The 23183-nt window shown below is 39.8% G+C and carries 22 protein-coding genes; 11 read left to right on the forward strand and 11 right to left on the reverse strand.

The genetic code is table 11. The features are described 5' to 3' along the window. Positions 1–6: 6 nt before the first annotated feature. Together HMPREF3020_RS05420 and rsmC are read right to left on the reverse strand one after the other, a co-directional pair. Positions 7–504 carry a YbhB/YbcL family Raf kinase inhibitor-like protein gene (locus HMPREF3020_RS05420; protein WP_049362176.1) on the reverse strand — a complete coding sequence of 166 codons (498 nt, stop codon included), beginning with the start codon at positions 502–504 and terminating at the stop codon, positions 7–9. A 10-nt stretch (positions 505–514) separates the two neighbouring features. After that, complete coding sequence (gene rsmC, locus HMPREF3020_RS05425) at positions 515–1507, reverse strand: 16S rRNA (guanine(1207)-N(2))-methyltransferase RsmC (RefSeq protein ID WP_070775798.1); 993 nt, start codon at positions 1505–1507, stop codon at positions 515–517. An 87-nt stretch (positions 1508–1594) separates the two neighbouring features. On the opposite strand from rsmC, the gene HMPREF3020_RS05430 reads away from it, so the two are divergent. From HMPREF3020_RS05430 to rimI, 3 genes are read left to right on the forward strand one after another with little or no spacing between them, the layout of a single operon-like run. After that, on the forward strand, positions 1595–2185 hold the full coding sequence (locus HMPREF3020_RS05430) for a hypothetical protein (RefSeq protein ID WP_070775799.1): 591 nt from the start codon (positions 1595–1597) through the stop codon (positions 2183–2185). A 3-nt stretch (positions 2186–2188) separates the two neighbouring features. Beyond that, positions 2189–2593 (forward strand): DNA polymerase III subunit psi, encoded by a 405-nt coding sequence (locus HMPREF3020_RS05435; RefSeq protein WP_014065129.1) that lies wholly within the window; start codon positions 2189–2191, stop codon positions 2591–2593. A 5-nt stretch (positions 2594–2598) separates the two neighbouring features. Then, positions 2599–3039, forward strand: coding sequence for a ribosomal protein S18-alanine N-acetyltransferase (rimI, locus tag HMPREF3020_RS05440; RefSeq protein ID WP_014065130.1), 441 nt, complete (start codon positions 2599–2601; stop codon positions 3037–3039). Between the two features lie 55 nt (positions 3040–3094). Here the strand turns inward: rimI and fdhE are convergent, their stop codons facing one another. The 4 genes from fdhE to fdnG are packed head-to-tail and all read right to left on the reverse strand — an operon-like array spanning position 3095 to position 8793. After that, positions 3095–4003 carry a formate dehydrogenase accessory protein FdhE gene (fdhE, locus tag HMPREF3020_RS05445; protein WP_070775800.1) on the reverse strand — a complete coding sequence of 303 codons (909 nt, stop codon included), beginning with the start codon at positions 4001–4003 and terminating at the stop codon, positions 3095–3097. Between the two features lie 60 nt (positions 4004–4063). Then, positions 4064–4780, reverse strand: coding sequence for a formate dehydrogenase subunit gamma (locus HMPREF3020_RS05450; RefSeq protein WP_005696396.1), 717 nt, complete (start codon positions 4778–4780; stop codon positions 4064–4066). After that, positions 4773–5708, reverse strand: a complete 936-nt coding sequence (fdxH, locus tag HMPREF3020_RS05455) for a formate dehydrogenase subunit beta (protein ID WP_070775801.1) — start codon at positions 5706–5708, stop codon at positions 4773–4775. Before fdxH ends, HMPREF3020_RS05450 begins: the two co-directional genes overlap by 8 nt. Before the next feature lies 1 nt (position 5709). Beyond that, entirely contained in the window at positions 5710–8793 is a 3084-nt protein-coding gene (gene fdnG / locus HMPREF3020_RS05460; RefSeq protein WP_144049851.1) for a formate dehydrogenase-N subunit alpha, read from the reverse strand. 275 nt (positions 8794–9068) lie between these two features. Here fdnG and fdhD point away from each other — a divergent pair, with 275 nt between their 5' ends. Then, the gene (gene fdhD / locus HMPREF3020_RS05470) at positions 9069–9878 is read left to right on the forward strand and encodes a formate dehydrogenase accessory sulfurtransferase FdhD (RefSeq protein ID WP_070775804.1); all 810 of its coding nucleotides are present in this window, start codon (positions 9069–9071) and stop codon (positions 9876–9878) included. Positions 9879–9943: 65 nt separating this feature from the next. Continuing rightward, positions 9944–10864, forward strand: coding sequence for a glycosyltransferase family 8 protein (locus HMPREF3020_RS05475; protein WP_070775805.1), 921 nt, complete (start codon positions 9944–9946; stop codon positions 10862–10864). Between the two features lie 55 nt (positions 10865–10919). Here HMPREF3020_RS05475 and HMPREF3020_RS05480 read toward each other — a convergent pair whose 3' ends face one another. Beyond that, positions 10920–11966, reverse strand: a complete 1047-nt coding sequence (locus HMPREF3020_RS05480; protein WP_070775806.1) for an ABC transporter substrate-binding protein — start codon at positions 11964–11966, stop codon at positions 10920–10922. 146 nt (positions 11967–12112) lie between these two features. On the opposite strand from HMPREF3020_RS05480, the gene uvrD reads away from it, so the two are divergent. From uvrD to HMPREF3020_RS05505, 5 genes are all read left to right on the forward strand, one after another. Continuing rightward, on the forward strand, positions 12113–14290 hold the full coding sequence (gene uvrD / locus HMPREF3020_RS05485; RefSeq protein WP_070775807.1) for a DNA helicase II: 2178 nt from the start codon (positions 12113–12115) through the stop codon (positions 14288–14290). Between the two features lie 108 nt (positions 14291–14398). Continuing rightward, on the forward strand, positions 14399–15403 hold the full coding sequence (locus tag HMPREF3020_RS05490) for an ABC transporter permease subunit (protein ID WP_070775808.1): 1005 nt from the start codon (positions 14399–14401) through the stop codon (positions 15401–15403). Positions 15404–15415: 12 nt separating this feature from the next. Then, the gene (locus HMPREF3020_RS05495) at positions 15416–16312 is read left to right on the forward strand and encodes an ABC transporter permease subunit (protein WP_049370181.1); all 897 of its coding nucleotides are present in this window, start codon (positions 15416–15418) and stop codon (positions 16310–16312) included. Between the two features lie 8 nt (positions 16313–16320). Then, the gene (dppD, locus tag HMPREF3020_RS05500) at positions 16321–17304 is read left to right on the forward strand and encodes a dipeptide ABC transporter ATP-binding protein (protein ID WP_070775809.1); all 984 of its coding nucleotides are present in this window, start codon (positions 16321–16323) and stop codon (positions 17302–17304) included. After that, on the forward strand, positions 17297–18280 hold the full coding sequence (locus tag HMPREF3020_RS05505) for a peptide ABC transporter ATP-binding protein (protein WP_070775810.1): 984 nt from the start codon (positions 17297–17299) through the stop codon (positions 18278–18280). Before dppD ends, HMPREF3020_RS05505 begins: the two co-directional genes overlap by 8 nt. Positions 18281–18329: 49 nt before the next feature. Here the strand turns inward: HMPREF3020_RS05505 and HMPREF3020_RS05510 are convergent, their stop codons facing one another. Genes HMPREF3020_RS05510 through udk form a run of 4 tightly spaced genes read right to left on the reverse strand, consistent with a single transcriptional unit; the run spans position 18330 to position 21933 of the window. Further along, complete coding sequence (locus HMPREF3020_RS05510) at positions 18330–19508, reverse strand: sugar transporter (protein WP_070775811.1); 1179 nt, start codon at positions 19506–19508, stop codon at positions 18330–18332. Continuing rightward, positions 19508–20698 carry an AsmA-like C-terminal region-containing protein gene (locus HMPREF3020_RS05515; RefSeq protein ID WP_070775812.1) on the reverse strand — a complete coding sequence of 397 codons (1191 nt, stop codon included), beginning with the start codon at positions 20696–20698 and terminating at the stop codon, positions 19508–19510. Before HMPREF3020_RS05515 ends, HMPREF3020_RS05510 begins: the two co-directional genes overlap by 1 nt. Before the next feature lie 3 nt (positions 20699–20701). Then, positions 20702–21283 (reverse strand): dCTP deaminase, encoded by a 582-nt coding sequence (gene dcd / locus HMPREF3020_RS05520; RefSeq protein WP_049370185.1) that lies wholly within the window; start codon positions 21281–21283, stop codon positions 20702–20704. Positions 21284–21291: 8 nt separating this feature from the next. After that, entirely contained in the window at positions 21292–21933 is a 642-nt protein-coding gene (gene udk, locus HMPREF3020_RS05525) for a uridine kinase (RefSeq protein WP_049372428.1), read from the reverse strand. A 185-nt stretch (positions 21934–22118) separates the two neighbouring features. Here udk and HMPREF3020_RS05530 point away from each other — a divergent pair, with 185 nt between their 5' ends. Then, positions 22119–23159, forward strand: a complete 1041-nt coding sequence (locus tag HMPREF3020_RS05530; protein ID WP_070775813.1) for an ABC transporter substrate-binding protein — start codon at positions 22119–22121, stop codon at positions 23157–23159. Positions 23160–23183: the final 24 nt, after the last annotated feature.

The following is a 23183-nucleotide window of genomic DNA, read 5'->3' on the forward strand; positions in this document are numbered from 1 at the left end:
AAATGATTAAACATCATAAGTGCCCATCACCACAGCTTGATCTAGAATATGCCCTTGCATCGCAAAATGTAGATCATTGAAACGGAATCCTGGTTTAAGGTTAAGTTTGGTATCGAGCGCATACACAATAAGCTCGTAACGATGTAAGCAGTTTGGTGGTGCCATACCACCATAGAATGAGGCTTCTTCAATATCAAATTGACCTAATTTACTCGCCCAAGTATTTGCACCTTGTACATAATCTGTTGCAGTTTGGCTTTCATTTTCGTGTATAACGGTACGTTCAAGATCTGCGATAAGCCAATGAATCCACACAAAGCCACTTGCTGTAATCGCATCTTTATCTTCTAAGACAACCGCAAAGGATTTAGTGCCTTGAGGGGCATCGTGAATTTCAAATGGAATAGAGTAGGTTGGCATGCCATTTGGGCTAAATTGTGTGCCGCGTTTGCCATATTTGTCTTCAAATGCACCATTTTGAATGGCTGAACTGGTTACAAACATTGTTTTCTCCTTAATTTCTCACGGAATACACTTTAAATTTAGTGGTTTGAGCAAGTACGTCAAACTTACCGAAATGTTGTGCTAATAAATCGGGATAGGGCAGAAATGCATTAGCAACAATACGCAGTTCTCCGCCTGCTGTTAAATGCCATTTTGCTTGTTGAATAAGCTCCTTTACCGCACAATAAGCGGTATCGATTCCATCGTGGAAAGGCGGGTTTGAAATAATCAGATCAAATTTTCCCTCAATATGGGAAAACACATCGCTTGCGATAACATTGCCTTCAAGCTGATTTTCTGCCAGTGTTTGACGAGCAGATTGAATTGCCATCGCATGAATATCAGTCATTGTTACATCCGCTTTCGGATGATATTTTTTGATTATTGAACCAATGACACCTGCCCCACAACCAACGTCTAACACTTTACCTTGAATTGGTGAGGTTAAAGTGGAAAGCAGAAGTGATGTTCCGCTATCAAGTTCATTGGCACTGAATACACCCGGCAAGCTGTAAATACGGAGATCGCCTAATGCATCATTTTGGTAGCACTTCCAATAAGATTGAAGATCAAAGTGCGGTTGTTTTTGTAAGGAAAAATGATATAAACCGCAACGACGCGCTGAGTCAATTTTGCCAATTTCACCATAAGGTTCAAGCAGTTTTTCAGCTGAACGGACGCCACAACGATTTTCGCCAATAATCAACACTTCTTGACCAATTTTACTTTTGGCGAGTAGTTGCATCAGCTGAAAATTCACTTCTTGTTTATTCTTTGTCCAATAATAAATAATCAAATCCGCTTGCGGTTGAAATTCAACCTCAAAATTGACCGCACTTTGGGTTTTAGCATAATCAAAATACCAGCTCCAAATTTGCACAGATTGACAATGTTTTTGCAATATTTGAGGAAAATCATCATTAATGCCGCCGGCAAGAAGAATTGATTTACCGTTAAAAAAGGGAAGATGGCGTTGTAAAACTTCGCTTTCGAGAGAAATCACGCTTTAAATCCTGTAGTTTATTGGTTAAAATTATGCGTTATTCTAGCAAAAGATAACGATTTAGACGCATTTATTAAGGAATTATTTATGAAAAAAATCATTACTGCCGTCGCCATGGCAAGTTTATTGTCCGGCTGTCAATTACTCGAACAACTTCAAGGCACTAAGCAACAGCCTTCAACCTTACCAACAAGCTCAAAAATTGAATTACCAGCCGCACAAGCGCAAAGCTTAGATGCGCAGTTTGAGCGTATCAAAAAAGGTAACCAAGAAGTGACATTCAACGGCGAGAAATTCTATAAACAAACGAAAGCTTTTGATAAATCAGAAGATCCCCGTTTCTTAAGTGGTGCAGCGAATGTAGATCGTAGCAATCGTAAATTCATCACGAGCGAAACCTATTATCTAAAAGATGTTTCACATGTTCCGGCATTAACGACAAAATACCTTGATGCAAACAAAAAAGTATGTGAGTTAAAAACAATTGGTAACGCTTCAGATGTTTACTATGCTTGTGATGGTAAAGATTTCCAACGTTTTATCGCCGTGATTTATCAAGCAAAAAACATTCTTTCTTTCCGTAGCTTAAAAGCGTATCAAGAAAAACCAACAGATGCGCAAGAAAAAGCAATTGTTAAAGGTTTAAGAGATTATCCGCTAGATACTATCGCTCGTTAATCTATGGATAGACGCAATCTTCTTTTAAATGAAATGGGAATAACCCGTTGGCAGCTCTATCGCCCAGAAGTATTGCAAGGGGCGGTAGGTGTGAGTGTTTCAGAACAAGTGAAATTTATTGTGGTGGTCAATGATAATCTCTCAAGTTCACCGCTTTTTGCAGATATTCGACTTGCGCTAGAGCTCAAAAAAGAAGATTGCCTTTGCCTGAATTTCGATCAAATTCAACATATCACGTTACAACATTCTGTACGGTATTGGTTATTGGCTGAAAATGCTGATGAAATCGACCGCACTTTGCCTTATTGCCTAAATGCAGAGCGAGTTTATCGCTCTGTTGATTGGCAACAATTCCAGCAAGATAGCCAAGCTAAACGTGAGCTTTGGCAACAAATCCAACAAATTTAATCATTATGCCTTCTCTTTTTTCTATTGAAGAATGCGATATGAATCGCTTATATGAAATTGAACAAGCAGCACACCTTGTGCCTTGGTCATTAGGAACATTGAAAAATAATGTCGGCGAGCGTTATCTCAATTTGAAATTAGTGGAGAAGGAGCAAGTGCTTGGTTTTGCTATTTGCCAAACGGTATTAGATGAAGCGACATTATTTAATATTGCGATTGAACCAGCTCAACAAGGAAAGGGCTACGGTTCGTTTTTATTGCAAGGTTTAATGGATAAGCTTAAAGAGAAAGGTATTCAAACGCTTTGGCTTGAAGTGCGTGAATCGAATCCTGCTCGATTCCTTTATGAAAAGCTGGGATTTAATGAGGTTGATATTCGTAAGAATTATTATCCGAAACCAGATGGTGGACGAGAAAATGCTGTCGTGATGGCATGTTATCTCTAGCATGAAAAAGTGCGGTCAATTTTGGCCGCACTTTGTTTATTTGAAAAGTAAGACATTACACTTCTTCTGCTGGGAAGACAAATGGATTTAATCCACTGCGTGCGAAGCCTTTTTCTTCCATTTCAATATCTAAGAAAATTGATGCTAAATCATCGGCTACCGCTTCAACATTCGGATCTTTTTCTTGGAACATGATTTTTAAGTAGCTTTGGCAATCGCCACAGGTTTCTGCACGAACAAGAGCAAGCTCTTCATTTAATGACCACATTTCAAGATTTTTGTGTTCATTGCAGTTTGTACATTGTGCGCGCACTAAATTCCACTCACTTTCACAGAGATTGCAGTGCAAATAGCGTAAACCTTGTGAAGTACCGATATGGACAACACTTGATACTGGTGCAGAACCACAAACAGGGCAGTAATGTAGATTGTCAGTTCCTTCTTGGCGACTGTTATGAGGAATTTGTTGAGCCAGTTGTAACCAATAAAGAGAAAGCGCAGCCCAAATAAATACTGCTTTATCGGTGCTCACTAAATTAAATTCTTGGCTTAAAAGATGGCTAGCCATTTCTTCAAGCTCTTTATCAGAGGCCTTTTCAAGATTCTCAATCGTAGCAAGAACCTGTTCATTCGCTTTTGGTTTAATGCTATGTAAAATTTCTTTGAGATATTCAATCCAAATGCTTGAGCGTTTAAATGTTTTAGTATTTAACGGTTCAAGTTCATTTAAATTATCGAAATGCTGTTTTTCTAATGGATTTTTTTCAAATACGCTTAATTGGCTTTCCACAACATCTGCAGCAAAGAGTAAATAATCAGCCAATGGATGATCTTTCGCTAATTCTCTTAAACGTTTTGCACGACGTTGATAAAGATTTTTAGGGTTAGCAAACAAAACAGGCGGAATATCAAATGAATTCGTTTTTTGTTTGATTTCGTCTGCAGATAAGATTTTGATACTCATAATTGTCTCTTAAGTATTTATAAGAAAAAGTGCGGTCAATTTTAACCGCACTTTTTGATTTTAGCCATTGATACCTTTGAACAATGCTTTGGTTTTTACTTTTTTACCTTCAGCTTCGTTTTTAAGGTCTTCTTCTAGCTTAGGAAGTACTTCTTCGTTATACCATTTCGGGTGATGTTTTTTCGCCCAGCGAACGGTTACCCAACCTTCCACGATACCACGAATGGAGCCTTTCACCCAGAATGCCATGTACATGTGTACCAAGATACCGGTGAACAACATGAATGCACTTAGTGAGTGAAGTAAAATCGCAAAACGTAATACCGGAATAGAGAAGTAGTGCGAGAAAAATTGACGCCACATAATGATGCCGGTTACAAGCAAGGTAACCATCGCCAAGTTCAATGTCCAGAATAACATTTTTTGACCAAGGTTATACTTACCGTTATAAGCAACAGCGTGTTCATTTCCTTTCAATACTTCAAGCATGCCTTTTAACCAACGGATATCGTTTTTCTCTGGAATGTTGTGATCCCAGTAAAGATAGCCAAGGAAAATAAAGGCAACAAACATAATGATACCGGTGAACGGGTGAATTGCTCGCGCCAGTTGCGGGGTACCTAAAATCTCAGTTAACCACGCAAAATCTGGGAAGAAGAATGCTACACCAGTGAACATCGTCATAAAGAAGCAGATTACGAGTAGCCAGTGGCTAAAACGAGCAGGCGTTCTATGACGAATGATTCGAGTATCATTGCTAATCTCAATCTTACTCATCTTTGCCCCCTTTTTTATCTTCTTCTTCAAATTTTTCGTGATGATCTTCTACATCTTCTTCAACGTTTGGACCTACAGCTAAGTAGTGAGCGATTTCAGCAAGTGCTAGACCACCCATTGCTACAGCCGCTACTGGTTTCAATACATCTTTCCAAAGGGTGACGGTGAGGTCAACTTTTGGATCTTTTGGAAGACCAGAATAAAGCTCAGGTTTATCCGCATGGTGTAATACATACATTACGTGTGTACCACCGACGCCTTCAGGGTCGTAGATACCCGCGTTTTCGTAACCACGTGCTTTTAAGTCAGCAACACGTTGTTCTGCGTAGAGTTTCATCTCTTCTTTAGAACCGAAACGAATTGCACCGGTTGGACAGGTTTTCACGCAAGCCGGTTCTTGGCCCACAGATACACGATCCACACAAAGGGTACATTTGTACACACGGTTGTCTTCTGGGTTCATACGTGGAATGTTGAACGGACAACCAGCGATACAGTAACCACAACCGATACATTTATCAGATTGGAAATCCACAATACCGTTTGCATATTGGATAATTGCGCCTGGTGCAGGACAAGCTTTTAAACAGCCTGGTTCTGAACAGTGCATACAACCATCTTTACGGATTAACCATTCTAAACGATCATTTTCTTCAACTTCGTTAAAGCGCATTACCGTCCATGCTTTTGCATTGAGATCTACTGGGTTATCGTAGATCCCCACACACTGAGCATTAACATCAGAACGGATGTCATTCCACTCTGAACAGCCCACCTGACAGGCTTTACAACCGATACAGGTGGATACGTCGATTAATTTTGCAACTTCAACTTTATGATCACGCGCTTGAGGTGCTGGTGTTAAACCAGACGTAGCGGAGACCTTGATAATGTCTTGCGATTGAACGCCTTGACCACTTCCTGCCATATTATGCCTCCGCTTTCTCAATGTTTACCAAGAATGTTTTATATTCTGGTGTTTGAGTGATTGCTTCACCCCAAGATGGTGTTAAGGTGTTGGTGGAGAAACCACGATTACCTTTACCATTTAAGGCTTTCATATTCCAGTGAATTGGAATACCCACGTGATGTACGGTACGTCCGTCGACTTCTAAGTCTTTCAAACGTTTTGTTACCACTGCAACGGCTTTAATGTAGCCACGGCGAGAAGTAATCTTCACCATATCACCTTTTTGGATGCCTTTTTCTGCTGCTAATTTCTCACCAATTTCCACGAATTGTTGTGGTTGGGCGATGATATTTAACGCAGATTGAGCAGTCCAACTGTGGAAGTGCTCGGTCAAACGATAAGTCGTTGCCACATAAGGGAAGTCTTTGTTTGAACCGATAAATTCACGGTCTTCTTTATAAATACGAACAGTCGGATCAGAGACGACACTTGGGTGTAGTGGGTTAGTGTCAATCGGACTTTCAATTGGTTCATAGTGCTCAGGCATAGGGCCATTCGCAATTTTATCTACAGCGAATAGACGCCCCACACCTTCTGCAGACATAATAAATGGACCTGCATCAGAACCTGGTGGTTGTGTGCCATAGTCAGCGACATCTAACCAGTTCCAGTTTTTACCGTTCCATTTGATTAATTGACGGTGTTTATCCCAAGGGTTACCGTTAATATCAAGTGAAGCACGGCTATAAAGAATACGACGGTTTGCTGGCCATGCGAAGCCCCAACCTAATGTACAACCTAAACCTGATGGATCAGAGTTGTCACGGTTTGCGGTTTGGTTACCTTTTTCAGTCCATTGACCCACATAGATCCAGTTACCTGATGAGGTTGTACCGTCATCACGTAAGTGAGCGAATCCGTTAAGTAATTGACCTTTTTTATACATGACGTTGCCATCAGCATCGAGAAGATCAGCAAGTGCGTAACCATTCAATTCTTTCGCTAATTCTACAGAACTTGGTGAATGCGGTTGAACATAGTTCCAAGTCATCGCTTCGAAAGATTCGATACCACGACCACCTTCTTTTTGATAAAGGTGATGCATTTCTTCACGAATCATAGAAAGAATTTCAACATCTGGTAACGCTTCACCTGGTTGGTCACAGCCTTTCCAGTGCCATTGAGCCCAACGACCAGAGTTAGCAATAGAACCATCTTCTTCTGCGAAACAGGTGGTTGGTAAACGGAATACTTCAGTTTGAATATCTGCTGGATTCACATTGTTTGATTCACCAAAGTTTTTCCAGAATTCAGAAGATTCAGTTTGAAGCGGATCCATCACGATTAAGAATTTCAATTTGCTCATACCTGCAACAGTTTTGTTTTTGTTAGGTAATGAGTTTAATACGTTGAAACCTTGCAAAATCCAACCGTTTAATTTGCCATCATTCATTAACTTAACATGAGTGATAGGGTCGTATAAGCGGTCTGCTTTTGGTAAGAAATCGAAACCCCAACCATTTTCTTTGGTTGCTTTATCACCATAGAACGTTTTCATCATACTCACGAAGAATTTCGATGTATTACGATAGTAGTTCACTTGGTTTGGTACGATATCTTTTGGCGTAATCGCATTAATGTATTGTTCGTAGGACGTATCTTTATCATTCGGCAAACGCATATAACCCGGTAAAGACATCGGCAATAAGCCCATATCTGTTGTACCTTGTACGTTTGAGTGTCCACGTAATGCATTAATACCGCCACCTGGCATCCCCATATTACCTAAGAGTAATTGGATCATTGCCATTGAACGAATATTTTGTGTACCGATTGTGTGCTCAGTAAAGCCTAACGCATATAAGTGCGTCATGGTTTTATTCGGTGCAGAGGTTTTACCAATTTCTTCACAGATTTGTAAGAAGAGTTTTTGTTTAACGCCGGTAATACGTTCAACTATTTCTGGGGTATAGCGAGAAACGTGATCTTTCAAGATATTAATCACACAACGTGGATCTTGTAAGGTCATATCACGTTTAGCATTACCATTTTCATCAAATTGGTAATTCCATTTAGATTTATCGTAAGTGCGTTTTTCTTCATCAAAACCTACGAATAAACCATCTTCAAATTTGAAACCTTCATCAACTAAGAATGAAGCATTTGTATAGTGTTTAACGTATTCGTGTTGAATTTGGTTAGTTTCCAATAAGTAACGGATCACACCCATTAAGAATGCGATATCAGAACCGGAACGAATTGGCGCATGAAGGTCAGCTACAGAAGCTGTACGGTTAAAGCGAGGGTCAACCACGATGATTTTCGCACCGTTTTTCTTCGCTTCGATCGCCCAACGGAAGCCAACAGGGTGAGCTTCAGCAGGGTTACCACCTTGAACAATAATAAGATTGGCGTTTTTGATGTCAACCCAGTTATTTGTCATGGCACCGCGACCAAATGATGGAGCAAGACTTGCTACCGTTGGTCCGTGTCAAGTATTCGCTTGGTTACACATCGGCACTATGCCCAACATTCTCACCCATTTTTGAGTAAGAAGTGCGGCTTCATTACTCATGGCGGAGGCGGTCATAATACCAGTAGAGGTCCAACGGTTAACAGTTTTGCCACTAGCGTCTTTTTCAACGAAGTTAGCATCACGGTCATCTTTTAATAAACGAGAAACGCGTTTGATCGCTTCTTCCCAAGAAAGACGAACCCATTTGTCAGAACCTGGTGCACGATATTCAGGGTATAATGCACGGCTTTCACTATTAACATAGTCTAATGCGCCAGCACCTTTAGGACATAATGCCCCACGGCTTACCGGATGGTCTGGGTCACCTTCAAGGTGGAATAATTTAGAACGGGTATTGGTGCCTGTATGGCTGCTTAAAGCATCGTAAGGTTTGCCTGTGCTATATAACAACATACCACAGCTCACTGCACAATATGTACAGGTGTTACGGGATTCAAAAGCCCGTAATAATTTGTATTCACGTGGTGCCGCTAAAACAGATGATGGTGCAAAGCCCAACATTGCCGCAGACGTCCCCGCCATACCACCTGCACAGATCTTAAAGAACTTACGTCTAGAGACCTGCATAATCACTCCTTCATAACGGCGAACCGTTAAGATATTTCGATAGTATAAATTCGTATAGATAATTTATTTGATTTCGTTAAAATAACGCATCAACCATTAAATTGATTATAACAATGACCAATTTAAACGGAGCCGATTTTAACTATTTTTTAACCGAAAATCTATAATCAAAACTTGTTATAATCGCTTTAAAACTTGAGCTAGATCACAAAATAAACATTTTTTGTTAAAAAAAAGTAACATTTTTACAACAGTCATTTTATTAGGAAAAAATAATGCACTGGATAATCCAAAAAACAATTAATTTTTTTAAAAAAACACCTGAAAATCCGACCGCACTTTTAGTGGAAAAACAAGATAGTCTGGCTGCGGAAGTGCCTGTTTCACTTGTTTATAATGGTATTGCACATACCGTCATGATGTGCTCTCCGCAAGATTTAGATGACTTTGCTTTAGGCTTTTCATTAGCGGAAGGCATTATTGAGAAAAAAGCGGATATTTATGGTATTGATGTGGTGGAAGTGTGTAATGGCATTGAAGTGCAAATTGAATTATCTAGCCGTCAATTTATGGCATTAAAAGATCATCGCCGTACATTAACGGGTAGAACAGGATGTGGCATTTGCGGTACAGAACAAATTTCACAAGTCTATAAAAAATTGCCCAAATTAGACCGCACTTTCCAATTTAATTTAAATTTATTAGATGGCTGTTTAGAACAATTACAAGCTAATCAAACACTCGGAAAAGAAACAGGGGCGACACATGCCGCCGCCTTTTTTGATTTATCGGGTAATTTACTAGCGATTCGAGAAGATGTTGGGCGACATGTGGCACTAGATAAATTAATCGGCTGGCATGCCAAACAAAATCAACCACAGGGATTCGTGCTGGTTTCGAGCCGAGCCAGCTATGAAATGGTTCAAAAATCAGTGGCTTGTGGCATCGAGTTACTTGTTGCGATTTCTGCCGCGACAGATCTTGCCGTAAATATGGCTGAACAGCATAATCTTTCCCTTATCGGCTTTGCTCGTCCTGGAAAAGCGAACATCTATGCAGGGAAAGAGCGGTTGGTTTTAGCTTAGTTTTTAGAGTGAATTAGAGCCGTCCCCTTTACTTTTTAGGCTTAAACTATAAAGTTGGAATAAATATGAATTCAAATAAAATTAATATCGCACTTTGTGCAGATAAAAATTACTTAGAACCACTTGAAACTTTATTAAAATCTATTTGCTACCATAACTCTCAGGTGCATATTTATATTATTCATACGGACATTCCTGAAAATTGGCTTGTTTTGCAAGCACAGAACCTAGCGAAGTTTAATAATCAACTTTCACCTATTTGGCTTAATGAGGCTAATCCAGCTATTCAGCGTTTAAACCAAAAAATAATGCCCAATTCATTAGCTATCAATGAAATCATAAAACAACTACCTAATAAATTAAAACATGTTAATGAGCTTACTTATGCGCGATTCTTAATTCCAGAATTAATTCAAGAAGAGCGAGTGCTTTATTTAGATAGCGATATTATTGTAAATGCATCATTATCAAATTTATTTCATGTTGATATGAAAGGCTGTCCTATTGCGGCGATTGATGACTATAATTTATCAAATAAAGATACGCCTCACTGGTATGTTTTAAATACACCTGAAGAATTAGAATCATGTCTTTCTTACAAAGGCGGAGAAGATTTCAAACCTTACTTTAATGCTGGTGTAATATTATGGGATTTAGTGAAATGCCGAGAGGAAAATATGACGAGAAAATTACTAGCTATTGCGTTATATTGTTCAGATGTACTCTATGCAGATCAAGATATATTGAACTTTGTTCTATTTAATCGCTGGCTAAGAATTGATGTTCGTTATAATGTTCAAGCGCACTATAACTTTACATTTTTACCATTAGTAACTGAATCTCCATGGATTATTCACTACATAACAGATAGAAAGCCTTGGATAGCTGAATATAAAGAAGAAACAATTTTCCATCCTGTTTATCATCATTATAAGAATCTAACTTGGCAAAATATTCAAAACTACTGTTTATCTAAGAATGAATAAAACAAGTGTGGTCAAAAACACCATGATCTTTGACCGCACTTTTTGTTTATTTCTTTTATTCTTTTGGCGATTTACCCTCTAAGAGTACTTCAGAAACCCAACGTTGAGTCAGGCGTTTGCCTTCTTGATCCGTACCAAATTTCATAAAATCAATATCTATCAGTTTTAATTTGCTAGCTGGCAGGAAACCTGGTGCAGGTTCTGCATGGATATTGGTTGGAAGTTGATAAGAGTCTGATTCTTTCCAAGGAATTTCTTGGGCTTCTTTGCTTAGCACGAAATCCATAAACAGTTTGGCATTATCAAGATTTCTAGCTCCTTTAATGATGCTTGCCCCGCCTAAAGAATAGCCCACGCCTTCGCATGGTAAAATGCCTTCAACTGGTGCACCATTTTTCTTCTCACGCGGATAAACCAACATAAAACCTAAATCAATCGCCACGGTACCGTTAGCCAAATAGTTGCTGGCAAGGCCTGTTTTGGTATGTTGCATGAGATTTGGTTCTAGTTTCTTCAGATAGTCAAAGGCTTTTTCTTCTCCCCATAATGTGGAAAACGTACTGATAAGCGAGTAACCAGTACCGGAAACACGAGGGTCAGGGTATTGAATGTAACCTTTATATTCTGGTTTTATCAAGTCTGCATAGCATTGTGGTGCAGGAATATTCAATTCTTTTAATTTTTTAGTATTGACCCCAATGCCAAGTTCCATTAAGTAAATCACAGAAGTGAAATTACCGCGTTGATCCATTAAAGATTTAAACTGCGGCATGATGTCTTTTTGTAATGGGGAACGATAGGATTCAAGTAAGCCTAATTCTGCGGCTTGAAGATGGGGTTCAATCGTGCCACCAAACCAGAAATCAGCTTGTGGGTTTTCTTTTTCCGCTTTAATTTTGCCTAATACAACGCCTGTACTATTACGCACAAATTGTGCATCTACATTGTATTTTTTACTAAAGGCTTGAGTGACTTTTTCGCATACAACATTTTGTACGCTGCAATAGACAGTAAGTTTTCCTTCAGCCTGAGCATGAGAAGTGTACGCGAGGGTGGTTAGGGCTGAAAGTGCGGTTAATTTTAGCGTTGTTTTAATTGACATTGTGTCTCCTTTAACTTCGTCAATGTTTAGTAATTATTTGATATTGCTAATATAAAGGGGCGGAGTAAATTTGTAAATATCAGGTTGTTTAAAAATATAATTCCCACTATAATCCCTGTAAATTTAACCAGATTAAAATAAGAGCAATGGATATTTCAGAATTACTTGATGGCTTGAATGATAAACAACGTGAAGCAGTGGCAGCACCACTTGGCAATTACCTTGTGCTTGCGGGGGCTGGAAGTGGTAAAACTCGCGTCTTGACTCATCGTATTGCTTGGTTGATTGCCGTAGAAAATATTTCTGAAGGCAGCATTATGGCGGTCACCTTTACCAATAAAGCCGCTGCTGAAATGCGTCATCGTATTCAAGATACCTTGTCCAAACATGCTCAATCCAATTTATTTGGTATGTGGATTGGCACATTCCATAGCATTGCCCATCGATTATTACGTGCTCACCATTTAGATGTGAACTTGCCACAAGATTTCCAGATTTTGGATTCTGAAGACCAACTTCGTTTAGTAAAACGCTTGATGAAATTGCACAATTATGATGATAAAGCATTTCCACCCAAACAAGCGTGCTGGTATATCAATAATAAAAAAGATGAAGGTTTAAGACCGCAAGATATTAATGATTTTGGTGATCGTCAGGAAAAAGAGTGGATTAAGATTTATCAAATTTATCAAGATACTTGTGATCGTGCGGGCTTGGTGGATTTTGCTGAATTGTTAATTCGTGCGTATGAATTATTTGCTAAAAAGCCCGTGATTTTGCAGCGTTATCAGCAACGTTTTCAGCACATTTTGGTGGATGAGTTTCAAGATACCAATAAAATCCAATATGCCTGGATCAAAATTCTTGCGGGTAATACGGGTAAAGTGATGATTGTGGGCGATGATGACCAATCCATTTATGGTTGGCGTGGTGCGCAAGTCGAAAATATTCAAAAATTCCTAAAAGATTTCAATGCAGAAACCATTCGTTTGGAGCAAAACTATCGTTCTACCGGCAATATTCTGAAAAGTGCCAACCAACTTATTTCGAATAATAGTGATCGTCTCGGTAAGAATTTATGGACCGACGGTGAAATGGGGGAGCCAGTAGGTATTTATGCAGCATTTAATGAATTAGATGAGGCAAAATTTGTGGCGTCTCAAATCCAAAATTGGGTAGATGACGGTGGGGAATTAGATGATTGTGCTGTTTTATATCGTAGTAATAGCCAATCTCGTGTTATTGAAGAAGCCTTGATTCGTTGCCAAATTCCTTATCGGATTTATGGCGGGATGCGATTCTTCGAACGCCAAGAAATTAAAGATGCATTGGCGTATTTACGCTTAATTAATAATCGTCAAGATGACGCCGCGTTTGAACGTGTGATTAATACACCTACGCGTGGTATTGGCGATCGTACTTTAGATGTGTTACGAAATTTAACCCGTGAACGTCAAATTACCTTATGGCAAGCTGTTCAAGTAGCCACACAAGAAAATATGCTAACGGGGCGTGCTTCAACCGCATTGCTTCGTTTCCAAGAGTTGATTAATTCTTTACAGGTTGATACAGCCGAAATGCCACTGTTTGCACAGACTGATTTCGTGATTAAACATTCTGGCTTATACGATATGTATAAACAGGAAAAAGGCGAGAAAGGTGAAGTGCGTATTGAAAACTTAGAAGAATTGGTGACGGCAACCCGAGAATTTATCAAACCTGATGACGCAGAGGATATGACCGAACTTACCGCCTTTTTAACTCATGCTTCTTTAGAGGCGGGAGAAGAGCAGGCTTCGCCGCATCAATCTTGTGTGGAAATGATGACTTTACACTCTGCAAAAGGCTTGGAATTCCCGCGCGTATTTATGGTGGGGGTAGAAGAGGGAGTATTCCCAAGTTTCCGTTCATTTGAAGAGCCTGGTCGTTTGGAGGAAGAACGCCGTCTTGCTTATGTGGGCATTACTCGAGCTAAGCAAAAACTGACGATTTGTTATGCGGAAAGCCGTCGTGTTTATACGAAAGAAGAACGCCATTTGCCTTCACGTTTTATTACAGAATTACCATCAGAATGCATTCAAGAAATTCGTTTGCGTGGAACAGTAACCCGAGCATTAAACCAAGCGAAAGTAGGGAGTTTAAGCATGAGTTTGCCAGAAAATGAATGGAAAATGGGGCAAAAAGTGAAACATGAAAAGTTTGGTTTTGGCACTATCATAAACGTTGAAGGCTCAGACAATAACACCCGTTTACAAATCGCTTTCCAAGCTCAAGGCATTAAGTGGCTGATTGCGCATTTGGCAAAATTAGAAAAAGTGCGGTAGAATCGGGAGGATTTTATTGCAACGAGTATGAATATTAGTGTTCATATTCAATATGCCAGTGCGAAAACGTTCGAAGAAACGACCGCACTTTTATCATGTGGGAAGTAGATGTTTAAATTTATTTTAAAACGTATTTTAATGGTGATTCCTACCTTTATCGCCATTACTTTTGTGACTTTTGCTCTCATTCATTTTATTCCGGGTGATCCCGTGGAGATTATGATGGGAGAGCGAGGTTTAACGCCAGAAGTACATCAACAAATGATGAAGCAACTTGGTCTTGATTTACCGTTGTATCAGCAATATTTCAATTATATTGGCAATGTGATACAAGGCGATTTCGGTGAATCATTCCGCACCCAACAACCTGTTCTGAGGGAGTTTTTCACACTTTTCCCTGCCACGTTTGAATTGGCTTTCTTTGCGCTATTTTGGTCGTTAATTGCGGGTATTACGCTCGGAACGATTGCGGCCGTCAAGAAAGATAGTTGGATTTCTCATACCGTAACAGCCATGTCCTTAACGGGTTATTCCATGCCAATTTTCTGGTGGGGATTAATTTTGATCTTATATGTTTCACCTTGGTTAAATTTACCACAAGGGGGACGTTTAGAAGATAGTTTCTGGATCGATACACCAACCGGTTTTATGTTAATCGATACTTGGCTTTCAGGCGTGCCAGGTGCCTTTGGGAATGCCATTAAGTCATTGATTCTACCGTCTATTGTGCTAGGTACCATTCCACTTGCGGTGATTACCCGAATGACACGTTCTTCGATGTTAGAAGTGTTAGGTGAAGATTATATTCGTACAGCAAAAGCCAAAGGCTTAAGTTATACCCGAATTGTGATTGTTCATGCGCTACGTAATGCACTGATCCCTGTTGTGACCGTGGTGGGATTGATTGTAGGACAGTTATTATCCGGTGCTGTTTTAACCGAAACAATTTTCTCATGGCCGGGTATTGGTAAATGGATTATTGATGCGATTTCTAATCGTGATTATCCCGTCTTACAAGGCGCCGTGTTGATTATTGCTACAATTATTATTGTAGTGAATTTGACGATCGATTTACTTTATGGCGTGGTAAACCCACGTATTCGCCATCAATAAGGAGCCTTATTAATGACGGAACAAACTTTATCTATTGAAACGATTGCGCCTCGCACACCGTTGCAGGAGTTTTGGTTTTATTTCAAACAAAATAAAGGGGCGGTGATTGGGCTCACTTTTATTCTTGTCGTCGCATTAATCAGTATTTTTGCCCCTTGGATTGCACCTTTTGATCCTATCGAACAAAATCGTTCAGCGCTATTATTACCGCCTGCGTGGTATGAAGGCGGCAATTCAGCTTATTTACTGGGTACGGATGACATTGGTCGAGATATTCTTTCTCGCATTATTTATGGTACGCGCATTTCTGTTTTTGCAGGTTTTATTATTGTCATTTTATCTTGCATTTTAGGAACGAGTCTTGGTTTGCTCGCAGGCTATTATGGTGGAGCATTAGATACATTAATTGTTCGTTTCATTGACATCATGTTGGCTATCCCAAACTTGCTTTTAACCATTGTGGTGGTGTCAATTTTAGAGCCCTCTTTAACGAATGCGACGTTGGCGATTGCCGTGGTTTCGATTCCAAGTTATGTGCGCTTAACACGTGCAGCAGTATTAAACGAGAAAAACAGAGATTATGTCACCTCTTCACGAGTGGCAGGAGCAAGCGTATTACGTTTAATGTTTATTGTGATTTTACCGAATTGCCTTGCACCGCTTATCGTACAAATGACGATGGGGATTTCTAATGCGATTTTAGAATTAGCGACTTTAGGTTTCTTAGGTATCGGCGCAAAACCACCAACACCAGAATTGGGTACTATGTTATCTGAATCACGTAGCTTTATGCAGGCGGCAAACTGGTTGGTTACCATTCCAGGTTTAGTGATTTTATCGCTTGTTTTAGCATTTAACTTAATGGGCGACGGGTTGCGTGATGCACTCGATCCAAAATTAAAACAATAGGGGGCAGAATGGCATTATTAGATGTAAAAGAGCTTTCTGTTCACTTTGGTGATGAAAAAGCACCTTTTAAAGCGGTGGATCGTATTAGCTACCAAGTTAATCAAGGCGAAGTATTAGGCATTGTTGGAGAGTCGGGCTCGGGGAAATCAGTGAGTTCCCTTGCAGTGATGGGTTTGATTGATTTTCCAGGACGTGTTTCAGCGAAAGGCCTAGAATTTGAAGCAAAAGATCTCTTAAGCTTACCGGCAAAAGAAAAGCGGGAATTAGTTGGGGCTGATATAGCTATGATCTTCCAAGACCCAATGACAAGCTTAAATCCTGCTTATACAGTAGGTTTCCAAATTATGGAAGCCATCAAAGCGCATCAAGGCGGCAGCAAAAAAGAACGCCGTGAGCGCACCTTAGAGCTATTACGCTTAGTGGGTATTCCTGATCCCGAATCGCGAATTGATGTTTATCCGCACCAGCTTTCTGGCGGGATGAGTCAACGCGTTATGATTGCTATGGCGATTGCATGTAAACCGAGATTGCTCATTGCAGATGAACCAACCACAGCACTGGATGTGACTATTCAAGCACAAATTGTAGATTTGTTACTTGAGTTACAGCAAAAAGAATGTATGTCGTTGATTCTGATCACGCATGATCTTGCGTTAGTCGCAGAAGCGGCGCATCGTATTATTGTGATGTATGCAGGACAAGTAGTGGAAGAAGGGCGGGCGGAAGATATTTTCTGTGAGCCAAAACATCCTTACACTCAAGCGTTATTGCGTTCTTTACCGGAGTTCGCAGAAGGTAAATCTCGTTTGCAATCTTTACCCGGTGTGGTGCCAGGTAAATACGATCGCCCACAAGGTTGTTTGTTAAATCCACGCTGTCCGTATGCGACCGATCTTTGTCTAAGTGTGGAACCTGAATTGCGTCAAATAGGAAATCGACAAGTGAAATGTCATACCCCATTAAATGCCCAAGGAGAACCTAGCAATGTCTAATGTCGCACAAGAAAATGCACCATTGCTCAATGCCATTGGACTGAAAAAATATTATCCTGTTAAAAAAGGGATGTTTGAGAAAACACAGCAAGTGAAAGCGTTAGATGGTGTGTCTTTTTCCTTAGAACGTGGTAAAACCCTTGCCGTGGTAGGTGAGTCTGGTTGTGGTAAATCGACACTTGGTCGTCTTTTAACCATGATAGAAGAACCAACAGAAGGCGAGTTGTATTACAATGGGCAAAATTTCTTAGAGAATGATCACGAAACGAAAGCATTGCGTCGTCAAAAAATCCAAATCGTGTTTCAAAACCCTTATGCCTCACTGAATCCGCGTAAGAAAATTGGCACAATTTTGGAAGAACCTTTAGTCATTAATACCAATCTATCGGCAAAAGAGCGTAAAGAAAAAGTATTGTCCATGATGGCAAAAGTGGGATTGCGTGCGGAGTTTTATAATCGCTATCCACATATGTTTTCGGGTGGACAACGTCAACGTATCGCGATTGCTCGTGGTTTAATGCTTGAACCTGACGTGGTTGTAGCGGATGAACCCGTTTCTGCGTTAGACGTGTCCGTTCGTGCACAAGTGCTGAACTTGATGATGGATTTGCAAGCTGAGCTTGGTTTATCTTATGTGTTTATTTCCCATGATCTTTCGGTGGTTGAGCACATTGCTGATGAGGTGATGGTGATGTATTTAGGTCGCTGTGTTGAAATGGGCACAAAAGAGCAGATCTTTAAGAATCCTCAGCACCCCTATACACAAGCCTTGCTTTCAGCGACACCAAGGTTATCACCTGAATTACGTCGTCAGCGGATTAAATTAAAGGGTGAATTACCAAGCCCGATTAATCCGCCAAAAGGTTGTGCATTTAATCCACGTTGTTGGAAAGCGACCGATAAATGTCGAAATGAACAGCCTAAATTGGAAAAATATCCTGACGGTAAGCTAATAGCTTGTTTCCATCTCGATTAGAAAGAGAAAAGAAAATGACCGCACTTGTTGATTAAGTGCGGTCATTTTTTTAGACGTTTTGAGCGCGATAGCGGAAATTGAAGAAAACAAAGATGCCGAGTGCAATAATCGCTAATGCTGCACCACTAAAGCCAATATATTCAAGACCAACATGGCGAGCGATTTGGTTACCAAACAGTGCACCCGCACCGATACCCGCATTAAAAATACCTGAATAAATGGCACTTGCTACGTCCGTTGCATCAGGCGCAAGTTGTAGTACGCGCATTTGTAATGCAAGTCCGATACAAGAGATGCCAATACCCCAAATAAAGGCAAGGGTAAACATCGTGGCTATATAGCTCGCAGAGACGAGCATAAAGGCTAAAGATATAGCCAGTAAAATCATAGCGCCGCTGATAAATTGAGTTGGACCGAAACGGTATAAGCGGTTAAAGATCAAACTTGCGGTAATACCCGAAACCCCAAAAACTAACAAAATTATTGTCGCAAGATTTGGATCAAGTTCGCCGATTTGAACCATAAAGGGTTCAATGTAGGTATAAGCGGTAAAGTGTGCTGAAACAATGATTACCGTTGTGGCATAAAGTCCAATCAGTAATGGACGTTTTGCCAAAATCGGTAGACTAGAGAGTGAGCCTGCATTTTTACTTGGTAGATTTGGTAATAAACGCATAATAAATACCATCACAACCAAAGCTAATGCGGCAATAATGGCGAAAGTAATACGCCAACCAACTAATTGACCGACTAAACGGCCTAATGGTAAGCCTAAAATAGTCGCAAGGGATGTACCGATAGCAAGCATACCAATTGCTTGTGTTTTCTTATTCTTCGGTGCAACACGCATCACTAATGATGCGGTAATCGCCCAGAAGAGTGAATGCGCTACCGCAATACACATACGGGCAATAAGAAGAATCCAATAGTTCCACGCAATGACCGAGATAATATGGCCGATGATAAAAATAACGAAAAGTTTCAGCAATAAGCCTTTACGTTCCATATCGCCTGTCGCGAGCATGGCGGGTAAAGACATAATCATAACCGTCCAAGCATAAACGGTCATCATTAAACCCACATCGGAGCTTTGCATATCAAAACTTTGTCCGATGTCAGTGAGTAACGCAACTGGCACAAATTCCGTGGTGTTAAAAATAAAAGCGGCGCAAGCCATGATGATTACGCGCCAATATTGGGTTCTTTCAGCTTTCAGATAAAATGACATTATTTTAATTTCTCTTTAATTAATTCTTTCAATTGATGACGAAAGTTTTGGTCAATATTCACCTTATACTGTGGTGAGTAGCAACTATCGAAAAAGCGAATAGGCAATGCTAGCTTTTTGTATTTTTCGTTAGTGGATCTTAAGGTTAAATTGACATCACATTGTATATTATCTAAATCAATGGCTCCAGAACCTTCAGCTAAAAGTGCGGTTGTTTTTAAGTTTATTTTATCGACTTTGAGTAAATGATTTTCGAATGAAAGGCTTGATTCAAAACGCTCATAAGGCGTATTCATATTTCTACTTGCAGTTAAATCACTATTGTAATTAATCGGTAAATACTGTGCTGCCATATCCAGTAGGTTCAGCCCTAAAAGCTCACCATCACGTGCATTAAAATCAAATTTCCCTTGAGCTAATTCTGAATTTGCAAAAGCTAATTGAACATTAAAATCACTTGTGCCCGTCATGGTTTGAGGAAAATTAAGTAACGCTAACAACTGTGTTAACGGAAAATTTTTACCAGAAAAATTGACCGCACTTTTTTGCAGATAGCTACTAAATTTGAGTACGGCAAGACAATTCGTGGTGCATGTTGGTCGAATGTAACCAATGGCAAGTTTCTGTGGTTTTGTTAAATCAGCATGAATTTCAATATAGCCTAATTTTTGCTGATTGAATTGCACGTCATCAAATTGAATAAGCGATTCACCTTCCTGACGAAGGGCGATATTTCCTTTGTTAAAAAGAAAATCAAAGGTTGCGGTGTTGCCATAAATAGGTTTTTCAAGGTTCACCCAAATATGGTTGCTACTATTAAAAGTAAGATCTTTTTTTAAAAATTGTTTGAGTGCAAAATCTGAAAATGCCATGCGGATATTGGCTGAATTCAATGCATTTTCAGTAAAGCGAGCTTGCTGAATTTGAATTTCATCAATCGTTGGATTCCCAAAAACGAGTGAAATAAAAGGTAATTTTCCTTCAATTTTTTGTGCAGAAATCGCGTGATATTTAACCTTTTCTAAGGAAATAACAGGCTGTGGAAAGAGGCTAATACTTACCGTTTCAAGTTGAATATCTCGTTTCGTCAGTTGTTCGGTCAAAAGACTCTTAGCTTGTTGAAGTTGAACATAAAAAAAAGCAAAGATCGCAAACAGCACGATCAACAGGCTAATTGCGATCTTTTTCATAGATTAATCCTCATTAATTCGGCTCGCTACCGCATTTTGTTGATGTTTGTATTTCGCATCTTTTCGGCTTATATACGGGCGTGCAGCAGGGCCACTTAACACTTCAAAACTTAAAGCACCAATCACCATATTTGGACGTAATGCCAAAGGTAATTTGCCTGAGTTATAAAACTCTAACACAATTTTACCTTCCCAACCTGGATCAATACGATGAGCGGTCACGTGAACCATTAAACCTAAACGAGCAAGTGAAGAACGACCATCTAGCCAACCGATAATATTGGCAGGGAGTTTCACTGACTCCAATGTGGTTGCTAACGCCAACATACCAGGGTGTAAGAAGAAGGCTTCATCATCACCGATAATAATTTCGTCACTCATCACTGATTCAAGTTGAGCAGAGACTTCTTCTTTCGGTCCACTTAAATCAATATAAGGCGCGGAATGTTCACGAAATACGCGAAATGAATTGCCTAAACGCACATCAATGGTCGCACCATTGATTTTGTCATTTTCAGGACGAGGCGTTAAAGAAATAATGCCATCATCTAGATAGCGTTCGATATCGGTATCGCAAAGACGCATGATTTTTCCTATTTTTGGTTTAACAAATGAAGAATTTGAGCTTTTAACATATTGATCGCAATACGGTTTTTACCACCGCGCGGAATCACGATATCCGCATATTGTTTTGATGGTTCGATAAATTGCAAGAACATTGGACGAACAGTTGCACGATATTGGTCAATGACTGATTGTAATGAACGACCACGCTCTTCCATATCACGTTGTAAACGGCGGATAAAACAAATATCTAATGGCGTATCTACGAAGACAGAAATATCGGCTAATTGGCGAACTCGCTCATCAGTGAGCAATAAGATGCCTTCTAAAATCACAATTTTTTTCGGCGTGAAGTGTTTGGTCTCGCCTGTTCTGGTATGATCAACATAGCTATAGACGGGAATATCAACGGCAGTTCCGTTTTTTAAGTCTTTTAAGTGTTGAATGAGTAAATCTCTATCCATTGAACTTGGGTGGTCATAATTGGTTTTTACTCGCTCACTCATCTCTAAATGGCTTTGATCTTTATAGTAGCTGTCTTCAGCAATAATGCCGATTTCTTCACAACCTAAGTCGTTACAAAGTTCTTTATGAACGGTGGAAGCAATAGAGCTTTTTCCTGAAGCGGATGCCCCCGTGATAGCGATGATAATACAAGATGAGTCTGACATAGAACGTCCTCAAAAACGGAAGGTAAAAATTACAAGGATTATAAAGAAAAATCAGTTTAAATTCATCTTTCTTTTTTATTTAAATTTTTTAAATTTGTGAAGTAGTTCACGGAATTTTTTTTCGTTTTCGCTTACGATGTGCTCGTTTTTATTATTTCATCAGTGTTATTTATGAGGAGTGTACGATGAAAATGAATAAAATTTCTCTCTCCATTTCAACCGCACTTTTAGCTGCAGGCTTCATGACATCATCAGCTGTTAATGCTCAAGGGCGTTTAGTGGTGTATTGTAGTGCGACTAACATTCTTTGTGAAACGACAACTAAAGCCTTTGGCGAAAAATATGATGTGAAAACCTCATTTATTCGCAACGGTTCAGGCAGTACTTTTGCAAAAGTTGAAGCGGAAAAAAATAACCCACAAGCAGACGTTTGGTTTGGTGGTACATTCGACCCTCAAGCACAAGCTGCAGAGTTAGGTTTAATCGAACCTTATAAATCTAAACACATTGATGAAATTGTTGAGCGTTTCCGTGATCCAGCGAAAACCAAAGGACATTATGTCTCTGCGATTTACATGGGTATCTTAGGTTTTGGTGTGAATACCGAGCGTTTAGCAAAATTAGGTATTAAAGAAGTACCAAAATGCTGGAAAGATTTAACCGATCCTCGCTTAAAAGGTGAAGTGCAAATTGCTGACCCACAAAGTGCGGGTACAGCTTACACTGCATTGGCTACTTTCGTTCAACTTTGGGGCGAAGATAAAGCCTTTGATTTCTTAAAAGCATTACATCCAAACGTATCGCAATACACCAAATCAGGTGTGACTCCATCTCGTAATGCAGCACGTGGTGAAACGGCGGTAGGTATCGGTTTCTTACACGATTACGCACTTGAAAAACGTCAAGGTGCGCCGTTGGAATTAGTGGTGCCTTGTGAAGGTACAGGCTACGAGTTAGGCGGCGTGAGTATCTTAAAAGGTGCGCGTAACATCGATAACGCAAAATTATTCGTGGATTGGGCATTATCTAAAGAAGGTCAAGAGTTAGCATGGAAACAAGGTGATTCTTTACAAATCTTAACCAACACCACAGCGGAACAATCGCCAACCGCGTTTGATCCAAGTAAACTTAATCTGATCAATTATGACTTTGAAAAATACGGTGCAACCGAACAACGCAAAGCCTTAATTGAAAAATGGGTTCAAGACGTTAAATTAGCGAAATAGTTTATAGATGAATTAGGCGGGGAT

This window comes from Haemophilus sp. HMSC068C11 (assembly GCF_001815355.1).
Classification (GTDB): Bacteria; Pseudomonadota; Gammaproteobacteria; order Enterobacterales; family Pasteurellaceae; genus Haemophilus_D.